Origin of the sequence: Paraburkholderia sp. (assembly GCF_049581445.1) — a bacterium.
Lineage (GTDB): Bacteria > Pseudomonadota > Gammaproteobacteria > Burkholderiales > Burkholderiaceae > Paraburkholderia.
The window spans coordinates 1-11,837 of sequence record NZ_JBAURZ010000288.1 but is presented as its reverse complement, the minus strand read 5'-3'; the positions used below and the strand labels follow the sequence as shown (position 1 = coordinate 11,837).

At 58.4% G+C, this 11,837-nt stretch carries 10 protein-coding genes; 4 read left to right on the top strand and 6 right to left on the bottom strand.

Going from position 1 to position 11,837, the window contains the following annotated elements; genetic code table 11:
- Positions 1 to 325: 325 nt before the first annotated feature.
- Positions 326 to 1,243 carry a LysR family transcriptional regulator gene (locus WCA85_RS23810; RefSeq protein ID WP_424067308.1) on the bottom strand — a complete coding sequence of 306 codons (918 nt, stop codon included), beginning with the start codon at positions 1,241 to 1,243 and terminating at the stop codon, positions 326 to 328.
- Between the two features lie 99 nt (positions 1,244 to 1,342).
- On the opposite strand from WCA85_RS23810, the gene WCA85_RS23805 reads away from it, so the two are divergent.
- From WCA85_RS23805 to WCA85_RS23790, 4 genes are read left to right on the top strand one after another with little or no spacing between them, the layout of a single operon-like run.
- Complete coding sequence (locus WCA85_RS23805; RefSeq protein ID WP_424067329.1) at positions 1,343 to 2,647, top strand: CitMHS family transporter; 1,305 nt, start codon at positions 1,343 to 1,345, stop codon at positions 2,645 to 2,647.
- Positions 2,648 to 2,672: 25 nt separating this feature from the next.
- Complete coding sequence (locus tag WCA85_RS23800) at positions 2,673 to 4,031, top strand: acyclic terpene utilization AtuA family protein (RefSeq protein ID WP_424067307.1); 1,359 nt, start codon at positions 2,673 to 2,675, stop codon at positions 4,029 to 4,031.
- A 1-nt stretch (position 4,032) separates the two neighbouring features.
- A complete protein-coding gene (locus WCA85_RS23795; protein ID WP_424067306.1) occupies positions 4,033 to 4,365 on the top strand; it encodes an AtuA-related protein in 333 nt (110 codons plus the stop codon).
- Between the two features lie 42 nt (positions 4,366 to 4,407).
- On the top strand, positions 4,408 to 4,848 hold the full coding sequence (locus tag WCA85_RS23790; RefSeq protein ID WP_424067305.1) for a hypothetical protein: 441 nt from the start codon (positions 4,408 to 4,410) through the stop codon (positions 4,846 to 4,848).
- Positions 4,849 to 4,921: 73 nt separating this feature from the next.
- Here the strand turns inward: WCA85_RS23790 and WCA85_RS23785 are convergent, their stop codons facing one another.
- From WCA85_RS23785 to dnaA, 5 genes are all read right to left on the bottom strand, one after another.
- Positions 4,922 to 5,443 (bottom strand): hypothetical protein, encoded by a 522-nt coding sequence (locus WCA85_RS23785; RefSeq protein WP_424067328.1) that lies wholly within the window; start codon positions 5,441 to 5,443, stop codon positions 4,922 to 4,924.
- Between the two features lie 377 nt (positions 5,444 to 5,820).
- Positions 5,821 to 6,060, bottom strand: a complete 240-nt coding sequence (locus WCA85_RS23780) for a hypothetical protein (protein ID WP_424067304.1) — start codon at positions 6,058 to 6,060, stop codon at positions 5,821 to 5,823.
- Between the two features lie 540 nt (positions 6,061 to 6,600).
- Complete coding sequence (gene gyrB, locus WCA85_RS23775) at positions 6,601 to 9,072, bottom strand: DNA topoisomerase (ATP-hydrolyzing) subunit B (RefSeq protein WP_424067303.1); 2,472 nt, start codon at positions 9,070 to 9,072, stop codon at positions 6,601 to 6,603.
- 115 nt (positions 9,073 to 9,187) lie between these two features.
- Complete coding sequence (gene dnaN, locus WCA85_RS23770; protein WP_424067302.1) at positions 9,188 to 10,291, bottom strand: DNA polymerase III subunit beta; 1,104 nt, start codon at positions 10,289 to 10,291, stop codon at positions 9,188 to 9,190.
- Between the two features lie 304 nt (positions 10,292 to 10,595).
- Positions 10,596 to 11,837: chromosomal replication initiator protein DnaA (gene dnaA, locus WCA85_RS23765; RefSeq protein ID WP_424067301.1), on the bottom strand; the 1,242-nt coding region annotated here is incomplete at its 5' end.

The following is an 11,837-nucleotide window of genomic DNA, read 5'->3' as shown; positions in this document are numbered from 1 at the left end:
TGTCTTTGTCTTTGTCTTTGTCTTTCACTGTATACATATGTATACGTAGTAATAGTTAACAAGGGTCGTCCGCTTCTGTGGATAAGCCCAATCTTCACCAACAGATCAAGGCTCTACGAATTCGATAACCCTTCGGGCCGTTCGTGCACAGCGGGCCTGAGCCGAGGACAACTTTTGAGGCGGGTGGGTCGTGCAGCACTTTATGAAAGTTCGACCCACAGGAAGTTAGTTGGTTTGTCCCGGAGTTATGCAGAGGCACATGTGGATAAGTAGCGGGCATTAGATTCAAGCTCGCTTGCGTCGACACTGCGCTCGATACATGCCGCTAACTGCCGCGGTCCTTCATCCTTTTCGTCCCTTCGAGCGCCGGAGCGATCGCGGCCACGAAAGCCTCCGTGACCGGGGGCAACGTTCTGCCTCGCTTCTTGACGAGCGCGATAGGCCGTACAAAACGGGCGTCATCAATCGCTAGCGCGATCAAGCTCGGCTCAGCAAGAATCTCGCGCGCAGAGCCCGGCAAAATCGTGAGACCCAAGCCCGCGCGCACCATCGCTACGGCGGTCATCATGTAAGTCGGCTCACACGTGATGTCGGGGGCCACAGCCGCCTGCTCGAAAGCTGCATCAACGACCGCACGCACACTCGTACCACTCGCCGTTAGCACCAACGGAAAACCCGTCAGGCTCTCCAGCGTAATGCGACGTTTTCTGTTGAGTGGGTGATCAAGCGGACAGACGATGCAAAGCCGATCCTCGCCCGCATGCAGGACTTCGAGTGACGGGTCATCTGGCTCGCCCCCCGTCAGGCCGAGGTCCACTTCTTCCAGGCGAACCAGACCGTTCACAACGTTCGCGACCACGTCGCGAATATCGAACACGGCGCCCGGCACATCCTGTCTGAAATCCCGCACCAGATCCGGCAGCAGACTCGCGGCAAACGACGGCAGGCAGGCGATCCGCACCGTGCCGGTTGAGCCGTCGCTCAGCGCCCGTGCATCGAGCAGCACATGCTCCATCTCCCGCAGCGATCTCTGCAGCACCGGCAGTAGTTCACGCCCGACGGGCGTGAGCGCGACATTGCGGCTATTCCGATCGAAGAGGCGCGCGCCGACCGTTTCTTCAAGCCGGCGAATCTGCACCGTCAACGCCGGTTGTGACAGATGCAGGCGCACGGCGGCACGGGTGAAGCTGCCAGCTTCGGCAACCGCAATGAAAGCGCGGATTTCGCGGAGGTTCAGATCCATTATGAATTGTGATTGCTGTAATCAAATCATTTCAATTGCTCTATTCATGCACGGAAACTACGCTTGTCGATACTAAAAGACAAGATCGGAGACAAACACGTGTTGCCACTATTGGGTCTGGCCACCATCGTCGTGCTGCTCGCGGCGATCCTTTCGAAACGCATGTCGCCGCTGGTCGCGCTGATCATTGTGCCGATTGCCGCGTCGCTGATTGGCGGCTTCGGCCTGCAAACCAGCAAGTTTGTGATTGATGGGCTGAAGAGTCTCGCGCCGGTCGTCGGCATGTTCGTGTTCGCGATTCTTTACTTCGGCACGATTACGGATGCGGGCACGCTCGATCCGATCATCGACCGCATTCTGCGCACTGTCGGCACGCGGCCGACACGCATCGTCATGGGCACCACCCTGCTCGCCCTGCTGATTCACCTCGACGGTTCCGGCGCGGTGTGCTTTCTCGTGACGATTCCGGCAATGCTGCCGCTCTACGATCGTTTGAAGATGGATCGGCGGGTGCTGGCCGCGGCGGCATCGATGGCAGCGGGCATCAACTTTCTGCCGTGGACCGGCCCGATGATCCGCGCCTCCGCTTCATTGCATTTGCCGATTTCCGCGCTGTTCAATCCGCTGATTCCGGTGCAGATCATCGGCCTGGTGTTCGTGTTCGGGATGGCGTTCTGGCTCGGACGCCGCGAAGAAAGGCGGCTTGGACTCACCGGCGCCACAGGCAACATGCCGATGCCGCAACGTGAACTCACCGAAGAACAACAGGCGCTGCGCCGTCCGCGCAACTTCTGGTTCAACATCGTGCTGACAATCGTCGTCCTCGGTTCGATGGTCGTGATGGGCGAGAAAGTACCGCCTGCGCTCGTGTTCATGGTGGGACTATGCATTGCGTTGCTGGTGAATTATCCGAACGTCGAGACGCAACGCCAACGTATCGACGCTCATGCGCGTGCCGCGTTGATGATGGCGGGCATTCTGCTCGCCGCGGGGGTGTTCACGGGTGTGATGCAAGGCAGCGGCATGCTGAAGGCCATGGCGCAAACCGCCGTGGGCTTTGTGCCAGCGACAATGGCTTCGCATATCCCGGTCGTGCTGGGCTTCGTATCGATGCCGCTTAGCCTGCTGTTCGATCCCGACTCGTTTTATTTCGGCGTCCTGCCGGTAATCGCAGAAGTAGCCGGTCAACTCGGTGTGCCCGCCGTGAAGATCGGCCAGGCCGCGCTGCTCGGACAGATGACCACGGGCTTTCCAATCAGCCCGTTGACGCCTGCGACGTTCCTCGTTTGCGGGCTGACCGGTATCGATTTGGCGGATCACCAGAAGTTCACGTTTCCTCTCCTGTTCGGCGCATCGATCGTGATGACGATTGCGTGCGTCGTGCTGGGTATCTTCCCTCTTTGATTGTGTTTGATTAACTCGAATGGCCATGAACACAGCGAATCCATCACGTGTCGTGCGACTCGGTGCAGGCGCCGGTTATTCGGGCGATCGCATCGAGCCTGCGGTAGAACTCGCCACACACGGCATGCTCGACTACCTCGTGTTCGAGTGCCTCGCGGAGCGCACGATCGCATTGGCACAACAGGCGCGGCGCAACGATCCGGAGAGCGGCTACGACCCGCTGCTCGAAGCGCGCATGCAAGCGGTGTTGCCGATTGCGAAACGCAATGGCGTGCGCATTGTGTCCAATATGGGCGCGGCAAATCCGCTGGCTGCAGCGCGGAAGACTGCAGCCATTGCTGAGTCACTCAGCCTACGTGGTCTGAGAATCGCCGCTGTGACAGGCGACGATGTGCTCGACGTCGTGCGACAGGGCCATTACCACTTTGAGGAATCCGGCGAAGCGGTGGCAGCATTTGACGCGCGGATTGTCTCGGCGAATGCGTATCTTGGCGCGGCGCCTATCGTGGCGGCGCTGGAGGCCGGCGCGGATGTCGTGCTAACAGGACGCGCCGCTGATCCCTCCTTGTTTGCCGCGCCGCTGATCCACGAGTTTGGCTGGAAGTTCGATGACTGGGATCACCTTGGGCAGGCGACCGTGGTTGGGCATCTGCTGGAGTGCGCCGGGCAGATCACCGGCGGTTACTTTGCAGATCCCGGCTATAAGGACGTGGCGAATCTGGCGCGACTCGGCTTTCCTATTGGGGAGGTGTCGGCGGATGGTTCCGTGGTGATCACCAAGGTTGCGACGGCGGGTGGCCAGGTGACGCCAGCGAGTTGCAAAGAGCAATTGATCTACGAAATCCACGATCCGCAACGCTATCTGCAACCTGATGTTGTCGCGGACTTCACACAGGTACGAATCGCGGAAGAAGCGAAGGACCGCGTTCGCGTAACAGGCGGTCGGGGGACGCCGCGTACAGCGACGCTCAAGGTTTCAGTCGCGTACGTGGATGGGTATATCGGCGAAGGGCAGATTTCCTATGGCGGCCCTGGCGCGCTCGCGCGCGGTCGCCTCGCGCTTGAGATTGTGCGCGAGCGGCTGACGATGACCGGCGTCGATGTCAGCGAATTACGCTTCGATCTGATTGGTGTCGATTCGCTTTATGGCTCGTCGCTCAGTAGAGGTAGCGGGGAACCGTATGAAGTGCGAGCACGCGTGGCGGGACGAACCGCTTCGAAAGCCGAAGCGATTCGTGTCGGCAACGAAGTGGAGACGCTCTATACGAACGGTCCGGCTGGTGGGGGTGGCGTGACCAAGAGCACGCGTGAGGTGGTCGCCGTGCAATCGGTCTTGCTGCCGCGCGATCTGGTACAGCCCACTTATACGATCGTGGAGGTTTGATATGAAACTGCGAGAACTCGCGCATTCGCGTACCGGCGATAAGGGCAACACGCTGAACGTCTCGGTGATTTGTCACGACGAGCGTGACTACGCACATCTGCTGCAGCACGTCACGCAGGAACGGGTGAAGGCACATCTGAGCGACGTAGTGCGCGGTGACGTGACGCGCTACGAACTGCCGATGATCGGCGCGATGAACTTTGTGCTGAAGGATGCGCTTGGCGGAGGCGTGACGCGTTCGCTCGCGCTCGATGCGCATGGGAAGTCGCTGAGTTCGGCGTTGATGGACCTGGAGATTCCTGCGCCGGTTGACTCCAGGCGCCAAACGGTATAAACCGTATATACTGTTTATACCGTTAATAGTTTGGAGCTAGCCATGAGTGGTCCGATTACTAAAGAGCCGACAAAGAAGACTTTTCACTTTCCAAAGAGTGCGAAGCGCCTGAAGACGGAAGTTGGCACACAGGTTATCGTTGCCGAAGCCTCTCCTGCATCTGAGCCCGCTACGACCAAAAAAATGTCCAGGGCAAAAGACGCTTCGGCTTCGAAGGTGGCAAAGGTGAGCACGCCGGTAGAGGCAAAGCCGAAGCGCCTGAAAAAGGACAAGGTTGTACGGGACAGCTTCACGATGCCCAAATCTGACTACGAAAAAATTGCGGCGCTAAAGCGGAAGTGCCTGGATGCCGGCGTTTCGGTTAAAAAGAGCGAACTGTTGCGAGCGGGGCTTCATATGCTGGAAGTCGCAGCAGAAAAGCGGTTTCTGGCCGCGGTGACAGCGGTAGAAGCTGTGAAGACAGGGCGGCCCGCGAAGGCTTAAGCGAGATTTCGCCTGGGCTACGGTCACACGCTACTGACAAATCGAAAACAACGCGTGGCGGAAACGAAATACCTCAGGATTTGGGCCTTGGCTCGGGCCAAGGCCAACCTTTCTTTTCCGCGGGGCCATCCGATGTTCCCGATGAGGTGGCCGCAGCGGGCGTTTCAAGCGAGCTACTCTTTTTCGCCATGTCAGGAGTCCGCTTGCTCCACGTGCCAGCTTTCACCTCTGGAAGCCCGCTCCCGAACCACGGCACCTTTTTCTGGACATAGCTGGCATACACTTTCCAGCCGTCAGGGTTACCAGAAAAAAGGTCGTGCTGGACGGTCGAGGCCAGCACGTTATGGTTGAGCTCCGCCTCCAGTAGCGCTTTTGGCCACAAAAAGAACGCGCTGGCGATGCCTGCTCCGAACTCGGTCACAGTCATGTCTGGCTCGAGCGCACGGAGAAACTCAAATTCCTGTAACGAATCCTCTTCTCGCATAAGCTGCGCCACTGTTGCGTCTACCTTGTTCGTCCTGACAAGGCAGTTCAAGGCTTCAAGAATGTCACCGAGATGAAGCAACAGTTCTCGTCTGTCAAATCGGTCGTCGATTGGAGTATGTTCGTTCATGATGTCCTCAGGGGCGAAAGTCCTACGTCACTGCAACGGTTGGTCCTGACGCGCTTTTAGTCGGACGTGATTTCGTCGAAAAATTCGTCGTTGCCTTAAAACGGGTCGCGTGCCGTGCCTTCAGATATGCGGGCCGTTTCAGCGTCGTGTGGAGCGTCCTGTCGATTCGGGCACGGATGCCCGCGCGAGACACGCGCCCGTACAGCATAGCGATTGCGGATGAGGCAAGTATAAAGATGCCTCGAATGATGGAGCGGGACGCCATCTGCTCAGGGACCTTCTGGTACCACCGAAGGACTGGCCTAACACACGCGGCCAGCGGAAGAAGATGCACGCTGAGAAGTCGGGGGCCGGCAGCACTATATCGGGCCGCGCAGTACCTCCGCGTACCATGCCTGCATTTCCTTTAGGAGCGCGACGTAATCAGCAAGCGCGTTGCTGTTCGTGAGCAACATAGCCGCTCCATTCACCTCGTCCCAAAGCGTATCAAATCTCGCGAGCGCAGCCTCGCGGGGAAGGCGCTGCACCGCCATCGACTTGAACGCAACGCGTAGTTCGACTGCGCTTCGATGGTGTGAGATTTCGCTGGATTGCACCATGATTTCAGGTCGTTTGACCGGGATTGCGTATTCTAGCGATACAAAAAGCCAGCGCCAATCATGCACCATTCAGCGTCGCGAGCTCAGGACGCTGGCGGACGCTGCTTGCAGAACCTGGGGCGCTGCCTACGTCAACGACAACGACGCGCCCTTATGCAATAGACGCGATAGTGAGTGCGGTTTAAGAGGACGCTGGGTTGTGGCGGATTGGGGCATAGAAAGTCAATGCGTGGCGTCGTTCCCGGCCTGCTGGCGCGCGTCAAGTAAGCGCGATAGCCTTGGATGACGTTTTCGGTGCTGGTGTGCCGGGCCATGTTGCTCGCCTGATGTCTTGCGAAGTAGGAACAGCCCTCGTGTAATCAGATTACACGGGGGCTGTTCCTACGTTTGCAAATTTGATCGGGCTATCGTTGCGGAAGGTCAGCCTCAAACGACCTGCCCTTGAGCAACCGGGGAAATCGTTAGGCAATGAAGCGGTTAATTCAACGCTGACGGTGCGTGCCTGGTGAAGTCTCGAAGACCGTCACAACAACACAACCCTCAAATATCAATATTCCCCGCCCTCAACGCATTCGACTCAATGAACGCCCGACGCGGCTCGACATCATCACCCATCAGCGTAGTGAAAATCCCATCAGCCGCGATAGCATCCTCAATCTGCACGCGCAGCAAGCGGCGAACCGTGGGATCCATTGTCGTTTCCCAAAGCTGCCCAGGATTCATCTCCCCCAAGCCTTTATAGCGTTGCTTGGAAACATTCCGCTCAGCATCGGCAATCAACCACTTCATCGCACTCTTGAAGTCGTTGACGGCCATGCTCCGCTCGCCACGCTTGATCACGGCGCCCGCGCCAATCAGCCCCTTGAACGTCAGCGCCGTATTCACCAGCTGCTGATAGTCAGCGGTTAGCTGAAAGTCTTCATCCAGAACAGAAATCTTCTGATTCCCATGATGCGTCCTCGACACGCGCAATGACCGCAGTTCACGCACCTGGTCGTACATGGTCGTCACACGGACTTCAGGTTTCAGCGGATCGTCACGAAGCTTCTCTTCAACCGCCTTAGCCGACGCCTCAGCAGCCTCTTCGCTGGAGAGATCAATAACCACGCCATCCATGACAGATTCAAGCGCGCCTGCGTCATACAACCGGCTCAACCGGTCCACCACCGCCTGCGCGAGCAAATACGAACGGGCAAGCTCACCCAAAGCATCACCAGCAATTGCCGTCGCATTCTCGGCGGGCACCAGTTCGGACCCGTTCAAAGCCAGCTTCAGCATATGCGCGTTGAGCTCAGCCGCATCCTTCAGATACCGCTCGTCCTTGCCCGCCTTGATCTTGTATAGCGGCGGCTGCGCGATATAGATAAACCCGCGCTCGATCATTTCCGGCATCTGCCGATAGAAGAACGTGAGCAACAGCGTGCGGATGTGCGCGCCGTCCACGTCAGCATCGGTCATGATGATGATGCGGTGATAACGCAGCTTGTCGAGGTTGTAGTCTTCCTTGCCAATGCCACAGCCCAGCGCCGTAATCAGCGTAACGATCTGCTCCGAAGAGAGCAGCTTGTCGTAACGCGCTTTCTCGACGTTCAGCACCTTGCCGCGCAGCGGCAAGATCGCCTGGAATTTCCGGTCGCGGCCCTGCTTGGCCGACCCGCCTGCCGAGTCACCCTCGACGATATAAATCTCAGACTTGGCCGGATCCTTCTCCTGGCAATCCGCCAGCTTCCCAGGCAGACCTACGCCGTCGAGCACACCCTTGCGCCGCGTCATCTCACGCGCCTTGCGTGCCGCATCCCGTGCGCGCGCCGCATCCACAATCTTGCTGCAGATGATCTTCGCGTCGTTCGGCGTTTCCAGCAGAAACTCTTCCAGTGCCTTGGCCACCACATCTTCAACCGGCGCTCGCACTTCGGACGAAACCAGCTTGTCCTTGGTCTGCGCGCTGAATTTGGGCTCCGGCACCTTCACGGACAACACGCACGACAAGCCTTCGCGCATGTCGTCGCCGGACGTCTCGACCTTCGCTTTCTTCGCGACTTCGTGGTCGTTGATGTACTTGTTCAACACGCGCGTCATTGCCGCGCGCAACCCCGTCAAGTGAGTGCCGCCATCGCGCTGGGGAATGTTGTTGGTGAAGCACAACACGTTTTCGTTATAGCTGTCGTTCCACTGCATGGCTACTTCTACATTCACGCCGTCTTTCTCGCCGTTGATGTAGAAAATGTTCGGGTGCAGCACGGACTTGTTCTTGTTGATGTACTCAACAAAGCCCTTAACGCCGCCCACAAACGCGAAATCTTCTTCCTTACCGGTACGCTGATCCAGCAGGCGAATCCGCACGCCGTTATTCAGGAACGACAGTTCGCGAATCCGCTTCGCCAGAATGTCGTAGTGATATTCGATGTTGCCGAAGATCGTCTCGTCGGCGAGGAAGTGCACTTCGGTGCCACGGTTCTCGGTGTCGCCAGTCACCTGGATCGGCGAGACGGCCACACCGTCGATCTCTTCGATGATGCGGTTCTGCGGCACGCCACGGTGGAACTCCATGAAGTGCTTCTTGCCGTCGCGTCGAATGGTCAAGCGCAGCCATGCCGACAGTGCGTTCACGCACGACACGCCCACGCCGTGCAGGCCGCCGGACACCTTATAGCTGTTCTGGTCGAACTTACCGCCCGCGTGCAACTCGGTCATCACGATTTCAGCCGCACTGCGCTTCGGATCGTGCTTGTCGTCCATCTTGAGGCCGGTGGGTACACCACGGCCGTTGTCGGTAATGGAGATCGAGTTGTCTGCGTGGATGATCACCTGGATATCGTTGCAGTGTCCGGCCAACGCTTCGTCGATCGAGTTGTCCAGCACTTCGAATACGAGGTGATGCAAACCGGTGCCGTCCGATGTATCCCCGATGTACATACCCGGCCGCTTGCGGACTGCCTCCAGACCTTCGAGGATCTGAATGGAAGAGGCGCCGTAGCTGTTATCGGGTTGCGAATTGTTCGTGTCAGTCATGGATTTTTTCCGGTTCTGCGTTACTGCAAGGTTGCTGCTCAGGACATTTTTGAAACACCATAAAAACGCCAAAGGGGCGCTGCGCCCCTTGGTGTTCTTATCGATGTTGGACGCGTCAGATGCGCATCGGCATCACCACGTACTTGAATTCCTCGTTCTCGGGAATCGTGATCAACGCGCTGGAGCTGGCATCACCCAGGCTCACTTGCAACATGTCGACCTTCAGGTTTGCCAGCACGTCGAGCAGATACGTGACGTTAAACCCGATGTCGACGCTGTCGCCGGTATACGCAATTTCCAGTTCTTCTTGCGCTTCTTCCTGGTCCGCGTTGGTGGACATGATCTTCAACTGGCCCGGCTCGATGATGCAGCGCACGCCCTTGAATTTGTCCGAGGTCAGAATGGCCGCCCGTTGCAGCGAGCGCTGCAGTTCTTCGCGACCAATCAGGAACTGGTTCTTGTGCGACTTCGGAATGACGCGCTGGAAGTCCGGGAATTTCCCTTCCACCAGCTTCGACACCAGTTCCACCTGACCGAAGGTGAACTTCACCTGAGTCGGCGCAATGTCGATCTTCAGCGTGTCGTCGATGTCTTCCAGCAAGCGCTGCAATTCCAGGATCGTCTTGCGCGGAATGATCACTTCCTGGCGCGGGAACGTGCCTTCAAGCTTCATAGACGAGAACGCCAGACGGTGACCGTCCGTCGCCACCGCCATCAACTGGTCGCCGTCTACCACCAGCAGCATGCCGTTCAGGTAGTAGCGAATGTCTTGCTGGGCCATTGAAAAATGGACCATGCCAAGCAACTGGCGGAACGTCTTTTGCGGAACCACCAGGTTCGCGCCGAAGTCTTTAGCTTGAGCGACCGTGGGGAACTCGTCTGCGGCGAGCGTCTGCAGCGCAAAGCGGCTCTTGCCGGATTGCACCGTAAGGCGCTTGTCGTTCAGCGTGAGCGTGACCTGGCCGTCGGGCATGGCACGCAGGATGTCCAGCAGCTTACGCGCCGCTACCGTTGTCGCAACCGAATCGCTGCCCACGCCGAAGTCGCCGTGCGTGGTGATCTGAAGCTCGAGGTCGGTGGACAGGAACGACACGTCGGGGCCGTTCTTGGTAATCAGCAAGTTGGCGAGGATCGGCAACGTATGGCGGCGTTCGACGATGCCGCTCACGGTTTGCAGCGGCCTGAGGAGGTTATCGCGTTCGGTCTTGACCAGTTGCATAGAGTTCCTTCGTTGATGTGACGGCCTGCGCGCTCCGCTCGGCAAATCCTACGCGCGACCCCGGCCCCCGCCGGCGCTACCCTGCGCCAGTCATGGCGTGACATCCGCCCTCAGCCGCCGGGCGGTTAAACCTGTATTGTGCCTGAAAACAGAACCGCTCCCCCAAAATGGGGGCGAGTTCCGAAATAAACAGGTTGATTTTTCCTGCTTTTTGCCCAGTTTTTAGGCAGCTCTGCGGTTGTCCCGCTTTTGCCCTGCCGCTGCCCTCAAAACGCCAGCCAATCTGCTCCGGATAAACCCTCGCTCAGCCCTTCAAGGTCTGCTCGAGCACGTGCAGTTCGTGGTTCAACTGGGCGTCCTTGCTGCGCTCGTCGGCAATCTTGCGCACCGCGTGCAGCACGGTCGTATGGTCGCGTCCCCCGAACAGCTCGCCGATCTCCGGCAAACTTTTCTGCGTCAGTTCCTTCGCCAGATACATCGCAATCTGGCGCGGCCGCGCGATGTTCGCCGGCCGTTTCTTCGAATACATGTCGGCGACCTTGATGCTGTAAAAGTCAGCGACTGTCTTCTGGATGTTTTCTACCGAAATCTGCCGGTTCTGTACGGTCAGCAGATCCTTCAGTGCTTCCTTGGTCAGTTCGATCGAGATCTCGCGGCCGTGGAACTTCGAATACGCGAGAATCTTGCGCAGCGCACCTTCCAGTTCACGGACGTTCGAACGCAGGTGCTTGGCGACGAAGAACGCGACATCTTCATTCAGGCTAACGCCTTCGGATTGCGCCTTGCGCATCAGAATGGCCACGCGCATTTCCAGTTCGGGCGGCTCGATCGCAACCGTCAGGCCGGAGTCGAAGCGCGAGATCAGCCGGTCGTCGATACCCGAAATTTCCTTCGGATACGTATCGCTCGTGATGATCACCTGCGCCTTGTTCGCCACCAGCGCTTCGAACGCGTAGAAGAACTCTTCCTGCGTGCGCGACTTGCCGGAGAAGAACTGAATATCGTCGATCAGCAGCAGGTCGAGCGAGTGGTAATAGCGCTTGAAGTCATCGAACGCCTTGCGCTGATACGCCTTCACCACGTCGGACACATACTGTTCCGCGTGGATGTAGCGGATCCGCGCACCGGCCTTGTCGATCAGCAGTTGATTGCCGATAGCGTGAATCAGGTGAGTCTTGCCGAGGCCCACGCCGCCATACAGAAATAGCGGGTTGTACGAGATGCCGGGATTGTCCGCCACCTGGATCGCGGCGGCGCGCGCCAACTGGTTGGCCTTACCGGTCACGAAATTGTCGAAGGTCAGCACCGGGTTGAGCTTCGAGCGTTCGTACATCGAGTCGCTTTCCGCGTTGCCCTGTTGCGCGGCGCTCTGGCCCGGCCGCCATGTGCGACGCGCCGCAGCCGCTTCGTTGGCATCGAGGCTCGGCAGATCGAGGTCTGCACCGTCGTCGTTGCTGTGTCGCTGAGCGCTGTTGCCGGCGTTCGCGCCGTTGTTGCGGCCGGCTTGTGATGCCTGCACCGCACCGACGGCGGCATCCACTGCAGC

What these genes read in the sequence shown, in the direction of transcription:
- WCA85_RS23780 (WP_424067304.1), bottom strand. Translation starts at nt 6,060, where the DNA reads ATGGTGCAATCCAGCGAAATCTCACACCATCGAAGCGCAGTCGAACTA.
- WCA85_RS23790 (WP_424067305.1), top strand. Translation starts at nt 4,408, where the DNA reads ATGAGTGGTCCGATTACTAAAGAGCCGACAAAGAAGACTTTTCACTTT.
- WCA85_RS23795 (WP_424067306.1), top strand. Translation starts at nt 4,033, where the DNA reads ATGAAACTGCGAGAACTCGCGCATTCGCGTACCGGCGATAAGGGCAAC.
- WCA85_RS23810 (WP_424067308.1), bottom strand. Translation starts at nt 1,243, where the DNA reads ATGGATCTGAACCTCCGCGAAATCCGCGCTTTCATTGCGGTTGCCGAA.
- dnaN (WP_424067302.1), bottom strand. Translation starts at nt 10,291, where the DNA reads ATGCAACTGGTCAAGACCGAACGCGATAACCTCCTCAGGCCGCTGCAA.
- gyrB (WP_424067303.1), bottom strand. Translation starts at nt 9,072, where the DNA reads ATGACTGACACGAACAATTCGCAACCCGATAACAGCTACGGCGCCTCT.
- WCA85_RS23800 (WP_424067307.1), top strand. Translation starts at nt 2,673, where the DNA reads ATGAACACAGCGAATCCATCACGTGTCGTGCGACTCGGTGCAGGCGCC.